This window comes from Streptomyces sp. NPDC004629 (genome assembly GCF_042873595.1).
GTDB lineage: Bacteria > Actinomycetota > Actinomycetes > Streptomycetales > Streptomycetaceae > Streptomyces.
The window spans coordinates 142,830-162,738 of record NZ_JBIALO010000009.1 but is presented as its reverse complement, the minus strand read 5'-3'; the positions used below and the strand labels follow the sequence as shown (position 1 = coordinate 162,738).

The window sequence follows — 19,909 nt, the reverse complement described above, 5'->3', positions numbered from 1 at the left end:
GGGCCGCCGACAGGTTCGGCCCGGTCAGGTGACATTGGGGGGAACGGCATCCGGTTCGAGCAGCCCCCGCAGGATCTCCTCCTTCCAGGCGACGAGGCGCGGGTGGCCGCGCCTGTTCCCGCGCGGCAGGTCGATCCGCAGGTCGCGTCCGATCGAGCCGCCGGTCAGCACCAGAACGCGGTCGGAGAGCACCAGTGCCTCCTCCACGTCATGGGTGACCAGCAGCACGGTGCGTGGCTGTGCCAGCCAGAGGCGTTCCACGAGTTGCTGCATGGCGATCCGGGTCAGGGCGTCCAGGGCACCGAACGGTTCGTCCAGCAGCAGCACTTCGGGACGGTGCAGGAGCGCGCGGGCCAGGGCGACGCGCTGCCTCTGACCGCCGGACAGTTCGGCCGGCCAGGCATCCTCACGTCCGGCCAGTCCCACGGCCTCCAGCAGGGCACGGGCCTCGTCCCTGCGGCCCTTGACGCCCAGCAGCACGTTGTCCTCGACGCTGCGCCAGGGCAGCAGCCGGTCCTCCTGGAACATCATGCGCGCCGTGGCGGGCCCGGGTCCCGTCGGGTGAAAGTCGACGCTTCCCGCGCTGGGTTCCTCCAGGCCCGCGATGATCTGCAGCAAGGTGCTCTTGCCCGCGCCGCTGGGGCCGAGGAAGGAGACGAAGGAGCCGGGTTCGACCTCCAGGCCGAGGCCGTCGAGGACCCACCGGTCGCCGTACCGCTTGCCCACATTGCTCAGGAGGAGGCGGGCACCGGTGGCAGGGGGCGTCACGGGGCGGACGGACGACGGTAGTTGGGGTGCCACCGCAGGACCCTTCTTTCGATGAGCTTGGTGAGGAGGTCGGCGAGCAGACCGGCCAGTGCGTACAGCACGATGGCGAGCACGATCTGGTCGGTGCGCAGCATCTGGCGGGCGTCCTGGGCGAGGTAGCCGATGCCGTCGCTGGCGGAGATGGTCTCGGCGACGACGAGGGTCATCCAGGCGACGCCGAGGGAGTAGCGGATGCCCGCCAGGATCGTCGGCAGCGCACCGGGAACGGCGATGTCACGTACGAGGGCCCAGCGCCCCAGACCGTAGGAACGGCCGAGCTGGAGCAGTTTGGGGTCCACGCCGCGGATGCCGGTGACGGTGTTCAGATAGACGGGGAAGAAGGTGCCCAGCGCCACCAGCAGGATCTTGGGCTCCTCGCCGATGCCGAACCAGGCGATCATCAGCGGGACCAGGGCCAGGTGCGGGATGGTGCGGACCATCTGCAGCGAGCGGTCCAGCAGCACTTCGGCCGGTTTCGACATCCCCACGGTGAAACCGAGGACGAGGCCGGTGGCCGTGCCGAGGGCGAAGCCCTGCGCGATGCGGCGCAGGCTGGTGAGCAGGTACCGCTGGAGATCACCGGTGGCGGCGAGGTCGGTGCCTGCTCGTAGGACCGCCTCCGGGGCGGGGAGCACGGACGGGGAAAGGACCCCGGTCCGGGCGGTCGTCTGCCACACCACCAGGGCCAGCAGCGGAACGGCCCAGGGGCCGAGTGCCCGTCCGGTGTGCGGCAGCAGACGGGCGATCCGGCGGGTGGCGGGCGGTCCGGTCGGACGTGGCGCGGTGGCGCGACCCTGTTCGGAGACGGAGGGCGGATCTCCGTCCTTGGTGAGCAGTGGCTGCTCGGGCATGGGTCTCCCTTTCAGGAGTGGTGGTCCGGGCCCCGGCCGCCCGCGCCCACGGCCCGCGCACGGGCTATGGCCCCTGTGGGGCGGAGGAGGAACGCCGGCGTTCTCGGCGCGAGGGCGCTCGCGGGCACGATGGCCGGGTCAGGGGCCGAAGGGCATGGCAAGCGAAGCGGGACGAGCGGGAAGGATGCCGCGCGCGGACTGCGCAGTGGCAGCGCGCCGCTACGAAGACCGGATCATCAGCGACAGCTGGCGCTGGAGACCCGCATGAGATCGATGTGCCGACGGCATGTCAGCTCGCCCGCTCGCAGGAGTACGACCGCGACGGGCAGGTGGGTCAGATCCCACCGTGACTGCGCCTCGCGGAACATGCCGGAACTCCCGTAGCTGTGATCGCCGGCTGAACGGCCCGGCGTCCGGAGCTGCTTCGAACGTTGAGGCGACCCTAGCGACAGCTGCATTCAATTGCAAGCTAGTGTATACAGTTGTAGTCAGTGCGGGCGGCTGCGCCGTCCTGGACGACAGTTCGCGACGCGAGAGGACAAGGGAAGAAGGACGTGGCCCCTTCACAGGACGACGGGCGTACGGGCCGTCACTACACCCGTATCCGGCAGAGCATCCTCAGTGGGCAGGCGGGACCCGGCACCGTCCTGATCCCCACGACCCTCAGCGCGCAGTACAACGTCTCGCGCACCCCGGTGCGGGAAGCGTTGATCAGACTCGAACAGGACGGCCTGGTGGAGCAGGCGACCCGCGGCTATGTGGTCCGCACCCGCACACCGGAGGAGATCCTGGAGATCTGCGAGGCCCGCATCGCCCTGGAGTCGTCGGCCGCGCAGGCCGCCGCCCTCCGGCGGACCGAACTCGACCTCGCCCGGCTGGTGCACGTCCACGAGAGCACCGTGGCGGCCAACGAGGACCCCGCCGAACTGCGGGAACTGAACAAGCTGTGGCACGTGGCCCTGCGTGAGGCCGGGCACAACGCCACGATCGCCGGACTGATGGACCGGCTGGACGCCCAGCTGACGGTGTACGACACGCACACCGCCCCTGCCACGGACCTCCCCGGCAACCTCACCATGATTCTCGAAGAGCACGCCGCGATCCTGGGCGCGGTGCGTCGCCGCGATGCGGCCGCGGCCCGCGACCGCATGATCGCCCACCAGAGCCGCACCAGGGACCTGCGCATCAGCGCCCTGGCCCGGTCGCGAGGCGTCGGCTCCTGAAAAGCGGGCCCCAGGGCCGCTTCTGACCACGCCCCGGGTGTGTCGCCGGCCGGCGAATGACATGTGCTGCGCACCGGGCCCCGAGCCACGGGTATGACAGGCGCCGGTGCCGCCACGAGGGTGACCGTCCTCGCAGCGGCCCTGAACGAGCGGCTGTGACCAGCACATCCGATACACGCCCTGGGGGAAGAAGATGAGAGCTCCTGGAGGCGCGGGTCGACGTGATGGCGACGACCATGGTGCGCGCCTACCAAGGCGGAGATCAGCACCTACGGGAAGATCACCGATGAGTCGCTGCTCAGCGACATACGCGAGGTGTCCGTGGCCACGGTGCGCTGCTGCCTCGCAGCGATGAGGGCCGGGGAGATACGGGACGAGGAGTTGGTGCCCTTGACGGAGGGCGCCCGGCGTCGCGCCACGCAGGGCATAGACCGAGAGTCGGTGCTCCATGCCTACCGGATCGGGGCACGGGCGCTGTGCGAGGAGATCGTGGGCACACTCGCCGTCGGCGGCACCGTCGCGGAACGCGACACAGTGGCGATGGCGGCCTGGGTGCTGGAGTTCGCCGACCGGATCAGCGCCGCGTCCGCCGCGGCCTACTCCCACGAGGTCGCCCGCATGAACAGCGCCCCTGAACAGCAGCACCTTTCCCAGCTGTTCGACGCGGTGCTCGCCGGCACCTGGGCCGAACACCACCGGCGCACCGATGCCTTCGCCATCGCGCACTGCGTGGCCGTCGCCCGGGCGCGCGGAGTGTGACGTCGCTTGTGCAACCAAGTCGCGCATTGCCTCGGGGGCTGTTCAGCGGCCCGTAACCTCGTGGCGCGCGGCGACTCATCCGCGGTCCAGAGGCTTACGGCACGACCGGCGGTGCCCCGCCGCCCAGCTCCTGTGAGGAACACCGCATGTCACGCCACCTCCGCACCCATGCGCTCGCCGCCGCCGTCCTGCTGCCCATGGTGCTGACCGCCTGCGGCAGCAGCGCCGCGGACGACGCCTCGTCGTCGTCCGGCAAAGACAACCCGGGCACCCTGGCACTCGCGGTGGTTCCCTCCGAGGACGCCACATCGACGGCCCAGCACTACAAGCCGCTCATCGAACTGCTGGAAGACGAGACCGGCAAGAAGGTCGTGCTGCAGAAAGTGACGAACTACGCCGCCGTGATCGAGGCCCAGCGCGCGCACAAGGCCCAGATCGCCGTCTACGGCCCGCTGTCGTACATCGTCGCCAAGAACAGCGGTGTGGGTCTGGAGCCGATCGCCGCCACCATCCTCGCCAAGGGCGCCACCCCCGGCTACTGGTCGTACGGCTTCACGCGCAGCACGAACAAGGACGTCGGCGCTCTGTCCGACTTCAAGGGCCGCAAGGTGTGCTTCGTCGACGAGAACTCCACGTCCGGCTACCTGTACCCGCACGCCGGGCTGCTCAAGGCCGGCGTGCAGGACGACGCGTACACCAAGGTGATGGCGGGCGGCCACGACGCGTCCGTGCTCTCGGTGGTCCGCGGGAACTGCGACGTCGGCTTCTCGGACAGCACCATCCAGCAGCTGCTGATCAACCAGGGCAAGCTGCAGAAGGGGGACCTGAAGACGGTGTGGAAGTCGCCGGTCATCCCCGGCTCCCCGGTCGCCGTCTCCACCGACCTCAGTGCCGCTCTGCGCGGGCAGCTCTCCGACATCTTCACCAAGAAGGCCAACGCCGACTATCTGAAGTCCAAGGGATACTGCGACGGCGACGACTGCCGCATCTTCGGTTACTGGGGTTACGCCCCGGTCAAGGACTCCGACTACAAGAGCGTGCGCGATGTGTGCGCCGCCACCGGTGACGCCCAGTGCGAGGCCGGTTCGTGACGGCCGTCGGCACCGAGGCCGGTGCGCGAAACGGTCATGCCCAGCCGGTGATCCGGCTCACCGGCCTCACCAAGCGGTTCGGCACCGGCCCTGAGGCCCGGCTCGCCCTCGACCAGGTCTCCTTCGACGTCGCAGGCGGCGAGGTGGTGGCGCTCCTCGGCCTGTCCGGCTCCGGGAAGTCCACCCTGCTCGCCCAGCTCAACGGGTTGCAGCGCCCCACCTCCGGCACCGGCACCGTGCTCGGCACCGACCTGGCCGGCACCGGGGACGCCGGACTGCGGGAACTGCGCCGCCGTATCGGATTCGTCTTCCAGCAGTTCCATCTGGTGGGACGGCTCACGGTCCTGGAGAACGTCTGCACCGGGGCGCTCGGTTCGCTGCGCGGCCCCCGCCTGGGCCTGTTCAGCTACCCGCGCGCGATCCGCGAGCGCGCCCTGGACGGGCTGGAGCGGGTCGGTCTCGCCGAGCACGCCTTCCAGCGGGCGGACACCCTGTCCGGCGGACAGCAGCAGCGCGTCGCCGTGGCCAGATCCCTGATGCAGCATCCCGAACTGCTCCTCGCCGACGAACCCGTGGCCTCGCTCGACCCCGAGTCCTCCGCCCAGATCATGCGGCTGCTCAGGGACGTCGCAGGCCAAGGCCGCCTCACCGTCCTGTGCAGCCTGCACCAGGTGGACGTGGCCCTGTCCTGGGCCGACCGGATCATCGGCCTGCGCCGGGGCCGGGTGGTGATGGACGTCACCACCCGCGACATCGACCGCGCGGCCGTGATGCGGCTGTACACCGAGGTCGGCGCGGAACCGGCACCGCTTTCCGGTCCACCGGCACCAGTGTCCGGCGCGGTCGCACCCTCCACAGGACGGAGGTGAGACGTGTCCGCCATCGATCAGCGCCCCCCGCTCGCTCCCCTTCCTGGTCCGGGCGTCCCCGCGGCCCGGCGGACCCTGGCCCGCCCGGGCGGCGCGGGACTGGCCGCCGGGCTCGCCCTGCTGATCTGTCTGGGCGGCGGTGTCTGGGCCTTCATCGGCCTGCATCTGAACATCGCCACGCTCGTCGACAGCGCCGGCAACGCCGTCGATTTCACCGGCCGGATGCTCCCCCTGGACTTCCCGCCCGCGCCGGAGCTGTTCGGCCTGCTCTGGCAGACCCTGGCCGTCGTCATCACGGCCACGGTGCTCTCGGTCGTCCTGAGTGTTCCGGTCGCTCTGCTCGCCGCCCGTAACACCACCCTCAACGTACCCTGCCGTGCGGTGGCGCGTGCGGTCATCGTGCTGTGCCGCGCCGTGCCCGAGGTCGTCTTCGCCATCGCCGCCTTCCGGGTGTTCGGCCTGGGCGGCATGACCGGCGTGGTGGCCCTCGGCATGCACTCCGTCGGCATGGTCGGAAAGCTCACCGCGGACGCCGTCGAGCAGATCGACGAGGGTCCGCGCACCGCGCTCAAGGCGGTAGGGGCCGGCCGGCTCCAGCAGATCACCGGTGCGGTACTTCCCCAGGTGCTGCCCTCCCTGGTCGCCACCGCACTGCATCGCCTCGACATCAACCTGCGTGTTTCGGTGGTGCTCGGTTTCGTCGGCGTCGGCGGCATCGGCTACAGCCTCGCCAACGCCGTCGCGCGGCTCGACTACCGGCGTGCCATGGCACTGGCCCTCGTGGTGCTGCTGGCCTGCCTCGCGTTCGAGGCGGTCTCCGGTGCTGTCCGGCGCACCCTGCTGCCGGAGGTGACCGCCCGCTCCCGCCATGCGCGACGGCGCAGGTCCGCGGCGCCGAAGCGCACCGTGACGGCCTCGTCGACCGCTGCGGCGGCTCCGCCCCGGGGCGGAGCCGCAGACGGCACCGGCAGGACCGTCGGCCCGCGGACCAGCCCGCCGTGGACCGCGGCACGCGTGCGCCGCACGGTCTGGCTGGTCCTGACGGCGGCGCTCGTCGTCGCCTCCGCCGTGCGCTCCGGTGTCTCCTGGCAGTCCCTGGCCGGCGCCGCCGGCTCCTTCCTGCCCACCGTCGGCGACTTCCTGCCGCCCGGCACGGGCGGGATGGCCGGAACGCTGTTCGAAGACCTGTGGGCGACGTTGCAGATCTCGCTCGCCGGCACGCTGATCGGCCTGGTGCCCGCCGTGCTGCTGGGCGTGCTCGCGGCGGGGAACGTGATGGGCTCGCCCCGTGTGGCACGGTTCTTCAGGACCGTGATCCTGTGTGTGCGGGGCGTTCCGGAACTCGTCCTCGCGATCGTCTTCGTCGTGGTCACCGGCCTCGGTGCGGTCGCCGGAGCGCTGGCCCTGGGCATCGGTTCCATCGGGCTGCTCGGCAAGCTGGTGGCCGACTCCCTGGAGGAAGTGGAGCCAGGACCCGTCCGGGCCCTGCTGGCCACCGGCGCCCGGCGGCACCAGGTCTTCTTCGGCGCGATCCTGCCGCGCGCCTGGCCCGCCCTGCTGGGCCATCTGCTGTACCAGCTCGATGTCAACATCCGCTCGGCCACGCTGCTCGGCATCGTGGGCGCCGGCGGCATCGGCTACGACCTGCTCAACGCCGCCCGGGTGCTGGACTTCGGCGTGGTGACCACCGTGGTGCTGATGGTCCTCGCCGTCGTCCTCCTGGTGGAGGGCCTCGCGGTATGGGTGCGGAAGGTGTACGCCTGACGCCACGCGTGCGGGCCCGTGGAGTCCGTACCGGTGAACGGCCCGCTCTGTCCCGGACAGAGCGGGCCGTTCACCGTCGTCCGTCACCCACCACCGCGCTGCCGGAGCGCGGGCGGAAAGGCGCAACAAGTGTTCCTGTTGTTCACTTGCGCGCAGGCGACCGATGGTGTGGGGACACTTGTACGGACAACGGCGGGGTTCAGAGTCGAAGGCGTGGCCAAGAAGAGCAGGTACGCAGAAATAGCCGCCGTACTCGCGGCCGAGATCGCCGACCAGCCCGCCGGCACACGTGTCTCCAGCGAACACGAGATCGCCGCACGCTTCGCCGTCAGCCGTGCCGCGGCCCGCGCCGCTCTCCAGGAACTGGAGGGACGCCTGCTGGTGCGGCGGGTCCGCGGCGCCGGCACATTCGTCAACCGTCCCATCGATTATCTGCTGTCGCGGCGCCAACCCCCGTCGGGAAGCCGAACCGTCGAGGACGCGGGCGGCACGCATCGCCGCGTCGTGCGCGATGTACGCCGTGTCGGCCTCGGCGAGGAACACGCCGACCGGCTGCAGCGCAGCGAGGGCAGCCCTGCCCACCTGCTCGTCTCGCAGACCTACCTCAACGGCTTGGTCAGCGGCTGGAACCAGGCGTGGATCCCGGTGGACCTGCTGCCCGATCTCGGCTCAGCGGTGCGCGCCGTGGAATCCCTCGATGTGATTCTGCGGCAGATGTGCGGTGTCGTCCCGGTGCGCGCCTGGTGCCGGGTCAGCAGCGTGCCGGCCCCGCCGGAGGTGGCAGCGGAACTGGAGGCCGAGCACAGCCGGCCGGTGTGGCTGCTGGAGAGCATGAGCCGGGACTCCCGCACCGGAGCCCCCCTGATGTGCAGCGAGTCCTGGTCACGCCCCGACGGCCTGCGCATCGTCGTCGAACTCGACGACCGCGACTGACCGGCCGCCCGCGCCCGGGGACCCACACCCCGGCGGGCCCGGCCGCATCCCGTGCCGAACCCACGACCGCGACCGTGAGCGAAAGCTCGCACCCGCGGGCGACCCCTGCAAGGAAATCAAGGAGCACACGTGTCTTCGACACCGACTCGTGAACGGCGCTGCGAACTGCTCGCGGCCGCCGCGCACGAGGAGATCGTCCCGCTCGCCGAACGGCTCCTGGCCGACGGCAGCATTCCCGAACCCACCGTCCTGAAGGGCCCGGAGACCGGCATGGCGGTCCTCCAGGTACGCGAACCCGTCGAGGAAACCCGCTTCTACCTCGGTGAAGTACTGGTCACCGAGTGTTCGGTCGATGTCGCCGGCGTGCCCGGCTGGTGCATGCGCCCGGACGACGACCGGATCGCCGCCCTCGCCGGAGCGGTCCTCGACGCCCTCGCCGCGGCAGGCGGCCCCGCCACCGCCGAGATCGACGCCCTGTGCGCCGCCGTGGCCGAGCGGCGGGCCGCACAGGACGCCGCCGAGTGGGCCGACGTCACCACCACCACCGTCGTCTTCGAGGAGCTGACGTGACCGACCGAGCGGCCGGCACCGCCCCGGCCCCCGCCCACCGCGCACCCCTCGGCGCCCCGGACGCGCGGCGCGTCCGCGCTCTGCGCCGCGCACCCCAGCAGTCCCAGCGCGACTTCACCGCGCTGCTCGACGTCCTCGCCCGGCCCGGCCGCATCCGCCGGATCACCGTCCCCGACACGGCGCCGGCCGCCGCCGTCGCCGCCTGCGGACTGATCGACGTCGAGGTCCCGGTGCACGTACTGACCGGTCCCGACCCGGACTCGGCGGCCTGGGCGGAGGCGGTGTACGCCGCGACCGGCGCCCCGCGCGCGGAACTGCCCGACGCGCGAACCGTGATCGCGCTGCGCCCGCTCACCCCCGACGACATCGCCGCGCTGAACCCGGGCACCCCGCTCGCCCCGGAGACCGGCGCGCGGGTCTTCGCCCAGGTGGACGCGATCGGCACAGACGGCCCTCACACCACCGGACTCCTGCTGACCGGGCCGGGTGTGCCGGACGGCACCGAACGGCGCCTCGCCGTGCGCGGGCTCACCGCGGACACCGTCGTGGCGCTCGCCGCCGCCAACGCGGCGTTCCCCTGCGGCGTCGACCTCTTCCTCGCCGCCGTCGACGGCTCCGTGGCCGGGCTGCCCCGTACCACTCGGGTACGGCGCCCGGAGGAGGTCTGAGATGGGCTACGCCGGAGTACGCGGCGGCCAGGAGGCCATCGCCGCCGCCGAGCGGCTCATCCGCCGGGACCGGTTCGGCGGATCCAGTCGATGGCTGGAGCTGGACCAGATCACCGCACGGCTGGGACTGGCCGTGGACCGGGTGATGGGCGAGGCGGGACTGTGGGCTCCGGAACGCGCGGCACGCGCGATCCGGCAGTCACGCGGCGACCTGCTGGAGGCGGCGCAGCTGCTGCGCGCCCATCGCTCGACCCTGCCCCGGCTGGCCTATGGCTCGCCCGTCCCCGCCGCCGCGCTGCGCCCGGTGCGCCGGATCGCCCCGGCCCACCGCAATCCGCCGGGCGGCCAGGTCCTCGGCGCCACCGACGACTACACGCCCCGGATCCTCGACCTCACCGACGAGGACACGGCCCGCGCCACGGCGCCGCCACCGCGCAGGCCCGCCACCGCCGGGGCACCCGTCACCGCACCGGACCCGACGCTGCGCCCCGCCGCGCTGCCGCCCGCCGGGCTGCTGGCGGACCGCCGTGACCCCACCGACCCCGACCCCTTCGACATCACCCGGGCACCCGCCCGCCCCGGCGCCCCTCGCTCGGCCCGGCTGACCTCGATGGCCCGCGCCGAGACCGGCTCGCTGACCCATCTCTGGTACACCGTCACCCGCGCCCCGCACAACGACCAGCCGGAGATCCCCCTCGAACTGCGCCGCGGCCACCTGCCGCTGCGCGTCGAGCACCCCTTCACCGGTTCCCCGGTGACGGTCGCGGGCGTCCGGGTGACCGAGGCACGCACGGTCCGTTCCACCGACCGGCCCCGCCCGGACGGCAGCCGGTTCGACATCGGCTACGGACTGTGCCTCGGCGACAACGAGGCCAAGGCGCTCGCCATGGCGGGCCTGGACCTGCTGGTGCACCGCGACGGGGCCACCGACCGACTGGAGCAGAACGTGCTGACCGCCCTGGACGGCCCCGAGGCGTCCGGCTACCTCGAACACCTCAAACTCCCGCACTACGTCGACTTCCGCTCGACCATCGACCGGATCCGCGCGGTACGGGCGGCAGCCGAAGGGAAGCGCCCGTGAACACCACCGCATCCGCACCCCCCTCCGCATCCGCACCCCCCTTCGTATCCGGCTCCGAAGACCCGGCGTGGCTGGAGCTGGACCAGCTCACCGAGCGCCTGGACCTCGCCGTGGACCGGGCGATGGGCGAGGGCGGCCTATGGGCTCCCGAGCTGGCGGCCCGCGCCGTGCGCCAGGCCGAGGGCGACCCCGTTCAGGCCGCACACCTGCTGCGTGCCCACCGTGCCGCGCTGCCCCGCCTCGCGATGTCCGAACCGGTGCACACCTCCGAACTGCGGGTGGTGCGCCGGATCAGCTCCGCCTTCCGCAACCCGCCCGGCGGCCAGGTCCTCGGCCGCACCCTGGACTACGCCGGCCGCCTGCTCGACCTGCTCCCCGAGGACGAGGGCCGGGCCCGCCTCGCGGGCGAGTCCCCCGCTCCGGCCGACGCCGGGCCCACCCACCACGGCCACCACCGGCACACGCACGATCACCCACACGACCACGCGCACCACCATGCCCCGGACCCCGGCCCCGGGCGGGATCCCGGCCCCGACCACCCCGGCCCGGCCGCCGCCGAGCGCTCCCCCGGCCACGTCCTCGCCACCTTCCGCGAGATGGGCTTGGCTGCCCCGCTCCCCGAGAACCCCGACGACCCCGATCCCTACGACATCACCCGGCGCCCGGCCCGGCCCGGCGCCCCGCGGTCCGCGTGGCTGCAGACCATGGCGCGCGCCGACACCGGCTCGCTGCTGCACCTGTGGTACGTCAACGACTGGGCCCCCGATCACGAGGTCCCCGGCGAACTGCGCCACGGCACGTTGCCGGTCCGCGTGACACACCCGCACACCGGTCGCCCGGTCGCGGTCGCCGACGTACGGGTCAGCGAGGTCGAGTCCTTCTTCAACCTGCCCCGGGCCGGTGAACTGCCCGACCACCTCAACGTCGGCTACGGCATCTGCTTCGGCCACAACGAGCGCAAGGCCATCGCCATGGCCGGTCTCGACATGCTGATGGTCCACTACGACGACGCCGACGCCACCGCCCTCCACCACGATGTCCTGCTCACCCTGGACGGCCTGGACTCCACCGGCTACCTGCACCACCTGAAGCTGCCGCACCACGTGGAGTACCGCTCGGTGCTGGAACGCGCCGAGGCCGCCCGCCAGGACGCCCATTCCTCCGGAGACACCGCATGACCACCCTGCCCCTGACCCGTACCGGTGCCTCCCGCACCGGAGCCCTCGCCGGACCCGGCCCCCGTCCCGGCGTCTTCGACGAGCTGTCCAAGCGCGAACTGCGCCGCGCCATGCTCAGCGGCATCGCCGTCCCCGGCTACCAAGTCCCCTACGGCTCACGGGAGATGCCCGTCGCCCGCGGCTGGGGCTCGGGCGGCCTCCAGGCCACCCTCGCCCTGGTCGGCGAGGACTCCCGGCTGAAGGTCATCGACCAGGGGGAGGACGCCGGCGTCAACGCCTCCAATCTGCGTCGGCTGATCACCGAGCACACGGGCTGCGTGGAGGAGACCGACACCCGCGCCGCCGACATCATCCAGTCCCGGCACCGCATCCCCGAACAGCCCCTCACCGACGAACAGATACTGGTCCTCCAGGTGCCCAACCCCGAGCCGCTGTCCGGCATCGTCCGTGAGATGGACGAGCAGCGCCGCATGCACGCCGAGGCGGACTACGCCAAGATGTGGGTCCGGCTCTACGAGGACATCGTCCACAACGGGCTGATCACGGCGGCGGCCGGCTACCCCGTACTCGTCGGGGGCCGGTATGTGATGACGCCGAGCCCGATCCCGCGCTGGGACGTGCCCAAGATGGACCACTCCGAGGCGATCACCGTCCTGTCGGCGGGCCGGGAGAAGCGGCTGTTCGCGATCCCCCCGCACACCCGGGTCGAGCCCCTCACGTTCGACGACCGGCCCTTCGAGGTCGAGTACACCCCCGGTGCCGCCTGCCGGCTGTGCGGCTCCGACGACACCTACCTCATCCAGGAACCGGGCGAGGACGGCACATTCAGCGCCTGGGTGTGCTCGGAGACCGACTTCTGCACCCGGCGCCGCACCGGTGACGCCCCCGCCGACGTCGCCGGGCGGCCGGCCGAACTCGCCCGCGCGGTACTGCGGCGCAGCACCCGAGAACAGGAAGCAACCGCATGAGCACGTACACCCCCAAGACCCGTCCCTGGGCCCTGAAGGTGACCGGCCTCGGCCGCATCTACGGAGACCCGTCACCCGCCTCACTGACCGGCACCGGGCCTGAGCACGGCACCGCCGTCTCACCCGCGACCGGCGCGGTCGTGGCGGCCTGGGACGTCTCCTTCGACGTGGCACCCGGTGAAGCCCTCGGCATCATCGGCGAGTCCGGCTCCGGCAAGTCCACCGTGATGCGCTGCATCGCCGGCGACGAGGCCGCCACCACCGGCGCCATCGCCCTGCGCTCCGTCGCCGACGGCACCGTCGATCTGTGCGACCTCGAACCGTCGGCCCGGCGCCGGCTCCGCCTGAAGGACATCGCGGCCGTCTACCAGGACCCGGCCGCGGGCCTGAACCTGGAGGTGTCCGCGGGCGGTAACATCGCCGACCCGCTGACCGCGGTCGGCCGGCGCAGCTTCGGCGACATCCGGCGGCGCGCCGCCGAACTCCTGGACCGGGTCGAGGTCCCGCTCAGCCGCATGGACGACCTGGTGCGCACCTTCTCCGGCGGCATGCGCCAGCGTGTGCAGATCGCCAAGGCCCTCGCCAACGACCCGCCGGTACTGCTCCTGGACGAGCCGACCACGGGGCTCGACGCCTCGGTCGCGGCGGGCGTGCTGGATCTGCTGCGCGGGCTGCTGGAGGAGACCGGGGTGGCCGCCGTCGTCGTCTCCCACGACTTCGGCGTCATCGACATGCTCACCCGCCGGGTCCTCGTCATGAAGCACGGACGGGTGGTCGAGGCCGGCCTCACCGACCAGCTTCTGGAAGACCCCCAGCACCCCTACAGCCAGCAACTCGTCGCGGCGGCCCGAGGATGACCACGATGACAACCCCCGTCATGACCCCCGCCCGGCCCACCGCCCCCGCGGACGTGCCCGGCGACACCGTCCTGTCCGTGCGCGCACTGCGCAAGGACTTCACCCTGCACACCATCGACGGCCGCACCGTCGACGCCCTGCACGGCGTCGACCTCGATGTCAGGCCCGGTGAGCACGTCGCCCTTGCCGGCACCTCCGGCGCCGGCAAGTCCACCCTGCTGCGCTGCGTCTACCGCACCTATCTGCCCGGCTCGGGCCACATCTGGTTCCGTACCGCACACGGTGAACTCCTCGACGTGGCCGGCCTGCCGGACGCCGACGCCGCCGACCTGCGCGGCCAGGAGATCGGGTACGTCTCCCAGTTCCTGCGGCCCCAGCCGCGCCGCTCCGTCCTGTCCATCGTCGCCTCGGCCGGCGTCGCACGTGGCATGGACCGGGCCGCCGCCGAGGAAGCCGCCGCCGCCGCGCTGCGCCAGGTCGCCATCGCCGAACAGCTGTGGGACATGCACGCCACCGTCCTGTCCGGCGGGCAGAAGCAGCGCGTCAACATCGCCGCCGGCACCATCGCCCCGCCCCGGCTGCTGCTGCTCGACGAGCCCGTCTCCGCCCTCGACCCGGCCAACCGCGCCGCGGTCCTGGAGCTGATCGCCCGCCTGGAGGAGACCGGCACCGCCGTGCTGTCCGTCTTCCACGACCTCGACGCCATCGAATCCCTCGCCACCCGCGTGGTGGTGCTCGGCGGCGGCCGGGTGCTGGCCACCGGCGCCCCGGGCGACATCCTGCACGACCCGAACCTGCCGCTGGAGGTGGCCCGATGAGCCGCTACGTGTTCGCCCACGCCCGCGCCGTACTCCCGGACCGCACCCTCGACGACGCCCTCGTGGTGGTGGAGGACGGCAAGATCGCCGAGGCCGCTCCCATCACCCCGGGCGCGGTCCCGGGCGGCGCCCTCGACCTCGGCGGCGCCCTGCTCCTGCCGGGCATCATCGACACCCACAGCGACGCGCTGGAGAAGGAACAACGCCCCCGTCCCACCGTGGAGTTCGAGGCGGGCTTCGCCGTACGGAGCTTCGAGGGACGGGTCCGCGCCGCCGGTGTCACCACGATGCACCACGCGGTCAGCTACCAGACCAGGCTCGAAAAGGACCGCACCATCGAGCGCTCGATGGCGCTCACCGCCGCCGTACGGGAACGCGCCGCGGACGGCGTCGGCCTGGTCGACCACCGGGTGCTGCACCGCCTCGACGCCCGCGACGCCGACGCGCTGGCCGCCCTCAAGGGCGTCCTCGCGGCGCAGCCGCACACCGATGTGCCGCCGCTGGTCTCCTACGAGGACCACACACCCGGCCAGGGCCAGTACCGGAACCTGGAGGCGTACCGGGCGATCGTCCAGCAGCAGGAGAATGTGTCCGCCGAGGACGCCGACCGGTTCATACGCGAGCGCATCGAGGAGCGCACGGACGGCTTCCCACAGCGCGCCCGCACCCTCGCCCACCTCGGCCAGGAGGCGCGCGCTGGGCGGATCCGGCTGCTCGCCCACGATGTGGAGAGCGCCGAAGAAATCGCCCGGGTACGGGCGGCGGGTGCCGCCGTCGCCGAGTTCCCCACCACCCGCGAGGCGGCCCGCACCGCACAGGACGCCGGGATGCCGGTGGTCGCCGGTGCGCCCAACGTGCTGCGCGGCGGCTCGCACAGCGGCAACGTCGGTGCCGAGGCACTGATCACCGAAGGACTGGTGGACAACCTGTCCAGCGACTACATGCCCACCACACTGCTGGCCGCCGCCCTGAAACTGGCCGAGCGCGGGGTGGTTCCGCTGCACACCGCCGTGGCGCTCATCACCTCGGGCGCCGCGCGCACCGCGGGACTCGCCGACCGCGGCGCCCTCGTCCCCGGGCTGCGCGCCGACCTGGTCGTCGTCACCGCCGACGGCGGCCGGCCCACCGTACGGATGTCCCTGCTCGCCGAGGAAACCCGCGACGGCGACAACGCCCCGCTGTTCACGGCCCGACTGCTGCAGACCACAGGACGGTGACCATGACCACGACCGACCCCGGCACCCACCCGGCGCTCCTCGCCGCCGCCCGGGCCGCACTCGACACCTACCGGGACGCACGGGCCGCGTACGACCGGACCACACTGGCCGAGCCCGTGGCCACCGGCGCCGACGGCACCCCCACCATGTACATCGACCGGCTCGTCGAGGACGCCGTGATCGACGCACTGCGCCCCCACCGGGTCAACGTGCTGTCCGAGGAGAGCGGCTGGATCGACAACGGCAGCGCGGTGTCCCTGGTCATCGACCCGCTCGACGGCTCGGCCAACGGCGCCGCCGGTGTCCCGCTCACCGCGTTCGCCGCCGCCGTCGCCGTCGACGGGGAGTTCACCGAGGCACACACGGTCTGGCTCGACACCGGCCGAAGCTGGTCGGCCCACCGCGACCGGCCGGTGGCGTACCGCACCTCGGGACGCACGGCACTGTCCGGCGCCGCGCTGTCCCTGCTGCGCCCGCACACCGGCAGGCCCGGTCCGGCCGCCGCCTGGTGGGCCGCCGCCTCCCGCGCCGCCCGGGTCCGCATCCTGTCCACCACCTGCCTGGAAGCGGCCCTGGTCGCCGAGGGCGCCATCGACGCCTTCGCCGACGCCTGCTCCGACACCCACCGCCTGGTCGACCTCGCCGCGGCGGCCGTCATGGTGCCGCGCGCCGGGGGAGCGGTGCTCGACGTCCGTGGACGCCCGCTCGTCTTCGACACCGATCTGACCCGCCGCTGGTCCGGTGTCGTCGCCGCCACCCCCGAGCTGGCCGCCGAACTGGCCGACGTGCTGGCCCACGCAGCCGACGCGGCGACGTCCGCGCACTGAGCGGCCGTCGCGCCCCGGACACCGGAGTCCGGGAGGCCGGGAACGGGGCGCGACGGCAGCACACCTGTCCGGAGCCCCGGTAGGATTCCCGATGTGGAACTGCGGCGACTTGAGTACTTCCTGGTACTCGCCCGTGTGCTCCATTTCGGCCGGGCGGCCGAGGAGTTGCACATTTCGCAGCCGGGCCTGTCCCAGCAGATCAAGGTTCTGGAGCAGGAACTCGGCACACCTCTGATCCGCCGGGGTACCAAGGCGATCACGCTCACCACGGCCGGTGAGGTGCTGCGGGAGCAGGGCGAGCGGGTGCTCGCCGAGGCCAGGCTGTGTGTCGAGCGGGTGCGGGCGGCGGCGGAGCAGCCCGGCGGGGTGCTGCGGGTTGCCTACACCCGCTCCGGTGCCGATCTGACGATGCACGATCTCGTGGAACGTTTCCGGCTGCGCCATCCCACGGTTCGGCTGTCGCTGTCCACCGCGTGGACGAGCCGGAACCTGGAACTGCTTGAGGCGGACGAGGTGGACGTCGCCTTCGTGCGGTCGACGGTGCGCCACCGGGCCGTGGAGTCACTGGTCGTCGCGACCGAGGAACTGGTCGTGGCGATGCCCGACGACCATCCGCTGGCGGCCCGGGAGCACGTCTCGCCCGACGATGTGGTCGAGTTGCCGCTGGTGCACTGGCCCAGAGCGCAGGGACCGGGCTACCACGACGACATCCGGCGGCAGATCTGGGGCGAGCGACCCCAGCGGGTGGTCCTTGAGCAGCCCGATGCCGAGCACATCCTGCGTGAGGTGACCCGCCGCGTCGGCATCGCCGTCCTGGACGAGCACCGGGCGCGAAAGCTCTGTCCGCCCGGGGTGTGTGTGCGACGGTTCACCGAGCCGGTCCCGACCAGCACGCTGGTGGTGGCATGGCGGCCGAACGCCGCACAGGCGCCGGTGGACCGGTTCATCGAGCTGTGCCAAGAAACACCTGGGATGACGTCGTGAGCCCCCTGCCGAGTGTGCGGCCGTAACGGTCACCCACACCTGTGCGCAGCCGTCGAGAACGCCGATAACGAACGCTTATCGCCGGCGTGAAAACCTCTATTGGACCCCTCGCTTCGGCCCGTGCTGAACTCTCCGGCACCGCAGACGAAGCTCGATGGAGGAGTGACGATGGGACATACGGTCGCCGAAAATCTGGCGGCGGCGTTGCGACGCCACGGGGTCCGTGACGTGTTCGGACAGAGCCTGCCTTCGCTGTTCTTCTTGGCGACGCCGGAGCAGTCGATACGGCAGGTCGTCTACCGCACCGAGAACGCCGGCGGTGCCATGGCCGACGGCTATGCCCGGGTGACCGGCCGGGTCGGCGTGGTGGCGGCCCAGAACGGCCCCGCCGCGACCCTGCTGGTGCCGCCCCTGTCGGAGGCGTTCAAGGCGTCGGTGCCGGTGCTCGCCATCGTGCAGGAGGTACCGAGGCCGGCCCGCGACCGCAACGCCTTCCAGGAACTCGATCACGTCAAGCTGTTCAGTGCCTGCGCCAAGGCGATCCACCGGCTCGACGACCCGGCCAGGGTCGACGACTATGTCGACGCGGCGATGACGGAAGCGGCCTCCGGCCGTCCCGGTCCGGTCGTGCTGCTGGTGCCCAAGGACGTCCTCGCCGAGCCCGTTCCGGCCGCCTCCACCCGGCGAGCCCGGTACGGCCGGTTCCCGCTGGACCGGTACGCTCCCGGCCCGGAGCAGATCAAACAGGTGGCCGAACTGCTCGCGACGGCGCGGCGACCGCTGGTGGTCGCCGGGGGCGGGGTGCACGGGCGGGGCCGCGCCCGAACTGGCCGAACTCCAGCAGCTCGCCTCACTGCCCGTGGCCACGACCGCGATGGGCAAGGGCTCGGTCGACGAGACCCACCCCTTGTCCGTCGGCGTGATCGGCTACGCCATGGGTGTCAACGGGGCGACCCGGCACGCACGCCCGCTGGTGGCGGACGCCGACCTGATCCTGTTCGTGGGCACGAGGACCAACGAGAACGCCACGGACGGCTGGCGGCTGTTCCCGCCGTCGGCGACCTATGTCCACCTAGACGTGGACCCGGTCGAAGTGGGGCGCACCTACGAGGCGCTGCGGCTGGTCGGCGACGCCAAGATGACCCTGCGGGCGCTGCTCGACGAGCTGAGCGCCCGCTCGCTGGACGTCCGCACGGCCGCCCGCGAGCAGGTCGCCGCCCGGATCGAGGAGGCACGGCGCGCGCACCAGGCCCAGATCCTGCCGCTGGCCGGATCTCAGTCCTCCCCGATCCGGCCCGAGCGAATCATGCGCGAACTCGACGCCCAGCTGACCGCGGACACCATCGTGGTGGCCGACGCGAGCTACAGCTCCGTATGGATGAGCAACGGTCTGCGCGCCCGGCGTGCCGGTCAGCGGTTCCTGGCGCCCCGCGGCCTTGCGGGACTGGGCTGGGGCGTGCCCATGGCGCTGGGCGCGAAGGCCGCACACCCGGACCGCCCCGTGGTCGCGCTCGTCGGTGACGGTGGGTTCGGGCACTGCTGGGCCGAGATCGAGACGGCCGTCCGCATGGGTCTGCCGATCACCGTCGTGGTGCTGAACAACGCGATCCTCGGCTACCAGAAGCACTCCGAGCTGCACCAGTTCGCCACGCACACCGACGCCATCGACTTCGCACCGGTCGATCACGCGGCCATTGCCGCGGCGTGTGGGGCGCGCGGCGTTCGCGTGGAGTCGGCCGCCGAGCTGGCCGCGACCCTGCGCGCCGCGCTGGCCTCCCCGGTGGCCACGGTGCTCGATGTGATCACCGACCCGGACGCCTATCCGCCGATCTCCGCCTGGGACGGCGACCTCGTACTGAGCGAGCTGGCCGAACGAACGTGTCGATGACCGAGAGAACCTTCGCCCGCTCGGGGGCACACCTCGACCGGGCACGGCGGGTCATCCCGCCGACCCGGTGCGCGGCCACGCCGATGTGCCAGCCGGCCGGGGCGAGCCCCGGCGCGATCCGGCGCAGAGCCTGATCCGCGGCGGCAGCCACACCAGGGAGAGCCGGCCGTGGTACATCTCGGCGGCGCACACCGACGAGGACGTGGCCCGCGCGCCGGCAGCCGTCGACCGCACACCAGACCGACGTCACCGGCTGACCGGTCAGGCAGGCGCACCGCCCCGAGTCACCAGGGCGGACCGTCACCGGGCCGCCGCCGACGGCCGCCGTACCCGACGCTGCCGTACCCGGCGGTCGCCGTACCCGCGGCATCGGTGTCGCGCGCGGTCTCGCAGAACATCCGTGCCGGCCGCTCCACCCGCGGCCGGCACTCTCTCGATCGGGAAGGACTCAGCGAGTGAGAAAGACACAGCACCAGACGACCGCGGCAGGTCTCCGCGACACACGCGGGACAACGACGGGGGCACCCGGGCGTCCCTTCGGGCGCGGTCTGTGGAG

Annotated in this window: 19 protein-coding genes and 2 pseudogenes; 19 read left to right on the top strand and 2 right to left on the bottom strand. The window is 72.3% G+C overall.

Features of this window, described 5'->3' with window-relative positions; translation table 11 throughout:
* Positions 1-24: 24 nt before the first annotated feature.
* Together ACFYTE_RS15905 and ACFYTE_RS15900 are read right to left on the bottom strand one after the other, a co-directional pair.
* Positions 25-768 (bottom strand): ABC transporter ATP-binding protein, encoded by a 744-nt coding sequence (locus ACFYTE_RS15905; protein WP_388709912.1) that lies wholly within the window; start codon positions 766-768, stop codon positions 25-27.
* Complete coding sequence (locus ACFYTE_RS15900) at positions 765-1,658, bottom strand: ABC transporter permease (protein ID WP_388709910.1); 894 nt, start codon at positions 1,656-1,658, stop codon at positions 765-767. The genes ACFYTE_RS15905 and ACFYTE_RS15900 overlap by 4 nt, the downstream gene beginning before the upstream one ends.
* A gap of 554 nt (positions 1,659-2,212) precedes the next feature.
* Between ACFYTE_RS15900 and ACFYTE_RS15895 the strand changes: the two genes are divergently transcribed.
* The 19 genes and pseudogenes from ACFYTE_RS15895 (at position 2,213) to ACFYTE_RS15805 (ending at position 19,353) form a co-directional block, all read left to right on the top strand.
* Complete coding sequence (locus ACFYTE_RS15895) at positions 2,213-2,881, top strand: GntR family transcriptional regulator (protein WP_388709908.1); 669 nt, start codon at positions 2,213-2,215, stop codon at positions 2,879-2,881.
* Between the two features lie 315 nt (positions 2,882-3,196).
* On the top strand, positions 3,197-3,640 hold the full coding sequence (locus tag ACFYTE_RS15890) for a hypothetical protein (RefSeq protein ID WP_388709906.1): 444 nt from the start codon (positions 3,197-3,199) through the stop codon (positions 3,638-3,640).
* 146 nt (positions 3,641-3,786) lie between these two features.
* Complete coding sequence (locus ACFYTE_RS15885) at positions 3,787-4,731, top strand: phosphate/phosphite/phosphonate ABC transporter substrate-binding protein (RefSeq protein ID WP_388709905.1); 945 nt, start codon at positions 3,787-3,789, stop codon at positions 4,729-4,731.
* On the top strand, positions 4,728-5,600 hold the full coding sequence (phnC, locus tag ACFYTE_RS15880; protein WP_388709903.1) for a phosphonate ABC transporter ATP-binding protein: 873 nt from the start codon (positions 4,728-4,730) through the stop codon (positions 5,598-5,600). The genes ACFYTE_RS15885 and phnC overlap by 4 nt, the downstream gene beginning before the upstream one ends.
* Positions 5,601-5,603: 3 nt before the next feature.
* Positions 5,604-7,364: a phosphonate ABC transporter, permease protein PhnE gene (gene phnE, locus ACFYTE_RS15875; protein ID WP_388709901.1), complete on the top strand. Its 1,761-nt coding sequence runs from the start codon at positions 5,604-5,606 to the stop codon at positions 7,362-7,364.
* Positions 7,365-7,577: 213 nt separating this feature from the next.
* Positions 7,578-8,297: a GntR family transcriptional regulator gene (locus tag ACFYTE_RS15870; RefSeq protein ID WP_388709899.1), complete on the top strand. Its 720-nt coding sequence runs from the start codon at positions 7,578-7,580 to the stop codon at positions 8,295-8,297.
* A 129-nt stretch (positions 8,298-8,426) separates the two neighbouring features.
* A complete protein-coding gene (gene phnG, locus ACFYTE_RS15865) occupies positions 8,427-8,867 on the top strand; it encodes a phosphonate C-P lyase system protein PhnG (protein WP_388709897.1) in 441 nt (146 codons plus the stop codon).
* The gene (phnH, locus tag ACFYTE_RS15860) at positions 8,864-9,535 is read left to right on the top strand and encodes a phosphonate C-P lyase system protein PhnH (RefSeq protein ID WP_388709895.1); all 672 of its coding nucleotides are present in this window, start codon (positions 8,864-8,866) and stop codon (positions 9,533-9,535) included. Before phnG ends, phnH begins: the two co-directional genes overlap by 4 nt.
* Position 9,536: 1 nt before the next feature.
* The gene (locus ACFYTE_RS15855) at positions 9,537-10,616 is read left to right on the top strand and encodes a carbon-phosphorus lyase complex subunit PhnI (RefSeq protein ID WP_388709893.1); all 1,080 of its coding nucleotides are present in this window, start codon (positions 9,537-9,539) and stop codon (positions 10,614-10,616) included.
* Positions 10,613-11,794 (top strand): carbon-phosphorus lyase complex subunit PhnI, encoded by a 1,182-nt coding sequence (locus ACFYTE_RS15850; RefSeq protein ID WP_388709891.1) that lies wholly within the window; start codon positions 10,613-10,615, stop codon positions 11,792-11,794. Before ACFYTE_RS15855 ends, ACFYTE_RS15850 begins: the two co-directional genes overlap by 4 nt.
* On the top strand, positions 11,791-12,762 hold the full coding sequence (locus tag ACFYTE_RS15845) for an alpha-D-ribose 1-methylphosphonate 5-phosphate C-P-lyase PhnJ (protein ID WP_388709889.1): 972 nt from the start codon (positions 11,791-11,793) through the stop codon (positions 12,760-12,762). Before ACFYTE_RS15850 ends, ACFYTE_RS15845 begins: the two co-directional genes overlap by 4 nt.
* Positions 12,759-13,619: an ATP-binding cassette domain-containing protein gene (locus ACFYTE_RS15840; protein ID WP_388709887.1), complete on the top strand. Its 861-nt coding sequence runs from the start codon at positions 12,759-12,761 to the stop codon at positions 13,617-13,619. The genes ACFYTE_RS15845 and ACFYTE_RS15840 overlap by 4 nt, the downstream gene beginning before the upstream one ends.
* Positions 13,620-13,624: 5 nt before the next feature.
* Positions 13,625-14,437, top strand: a complete 813-nt coding sequence (locus ACFYTE_RS15835) for an ATP-binding cassette domain-containing protein (protein ID WP_388709885.1) — start codon at positions 13,625-13,627, stop codon at positions 14,435-14,437.
* Positions 14,434-15,654: an alpha-D-ribose 1-methylphosphonate 5-triphosphate diphosphatase gene (locus ACFYTE_RS15830; protein WP_388709883.1), complete on the top strand. Its 1,221-nt coding sequence runs from the start codon at positions 14,434-14,436 to the stop codon at positions 15,652-15,654. Before ACFYTE_RS15835 ends, ACFYTE_RS15830 begins: the two co-directional genes overlap by 4 nt.
* A 2-nt stretch (positions 15,655-15,656) precedes the next feature.
* Positions 15,657-16,481, top strand: a complete 825-nt coding sequence (locus ACFYTE_RS15825) for an inositol monophosphatase family protein (RefSeq protein WP_388709881.1) — start codon at positions 15,657-15,659, stop codon at positions 16,479-16,481.
* A gap of 93 nt (positions 16,482-16,574) precedes the next feature.
* Positions 16,575-17,465, top strand: a complete 891-nt coding sequence (locus tag ACFYTE_RS15820; RefSeq protein ID WP_388709879.1) for a LysR family transcriptional regulator — start codon at positions 16,575-16,577, stop codon at positions 17,463-17,465.
* 168 nt (positions 17,466-17,633) lie between these two features.
* Positions 17,634-17,969, top strand: a pseudogene (locus tag ACFYTE_RS15815) (thiamine pyrophosphate-binding protein); the annotation flags it as partial.
* 301 nt (positions 17,970-18,270) lie between these two features.
* Positions 18,271-18,609 (top strand): annotated as a pseudogene (locus ACFYTE_RS15810) (acetolactate synthase large subunit); the annotation flags it as partial.
* Positions 18,604-19,353 (top strand): thiamine pyrophosphate-dependent enzyme, encoded by a 750-nt coding sequence (locus ACFYTE_RS15805; protein ID WP_388710165.1) that lies wholly within the window; start codon positions 18,604-18,606, stop codon positions 19,351-19,353. The pseudogene ACFYTE_RS15810 and the gene ACFYTE_RS15805, both read left to right, overlap by 6 nt.
* The last annotated feature ends 556 nt before the right edge of the window (positions 19,354-19,909 follow it).

Excerpts from the sequence above, each read along its gene's own strand:
- ACFYTE_RS15900 (WP_388709910.1), bottom strand. The coding sequence starts at position 1,658 with ATGCCCGAGCAGCCACTGCTCACCAAGGACGGAGATCCGCCCTCCGTC.
- ACFYTE_RS15885 (WP_388709905.1), top strand. The coding sequence starts at position 3,787 with ATGTCACGCCACCTCCGCACCCATGCGCTCGCCGCCGCCGTCCTGCTG.
- ACFYTE_RS15855 (WP_388709893.1), top strand. The coding sequence starts at position 9,537 with ATGGGCTACGCCGGAGTACGCGGCGGCCAGGAGGCCATCGCCGCCGCC.
- ACFYTE_RS15845 (WP_388709889.1), top strand. The coding sequence starts at position 11,791 with ATGACCACCCTGCCCCTGACCCGTACCGGTGCCTCCCGCACCGGAGCC.
- ACFYTE_RS15840 (WP_388709887.1), top strand. The coding sequence starts at position 12,759 with ATGAGCACGTACACCCCCAAGACCCGTCCCTGGGCCCTGAAGGTGACC.
- ACFYTE_RS15835 (WP_388709885.1), top strand. The coding sequence starts at position 13,625 with ATGACAACCCCCGTCATGACCCCCGCCCGGCCCACCGCCCCCGCGGAC.
- ACFYTE_RS15830 (WP_388709883.1), top strand. The coding sequence starts at position 14,434 with ATGAGCCGCTACGTGTTCGCCCACGCCCGCGCCGTACTCCCGGACCGC.
- ACFYTE_RS15825 (WP_388709881.1), top strand. The coding sequence starts at position 15,657 with ATGACCACGACCGACCCCGGCACCCACCCGGCGCTCCTCGCCGCCGCC.
- ACFYTE_RS15805 (WP_388710165.1), top strand. The coding sequence starts at position 18,604 with ATGACCCTGCGGGCGCTGCTCGACGAGCTGAGCGCCCGCTCGCTGGAC.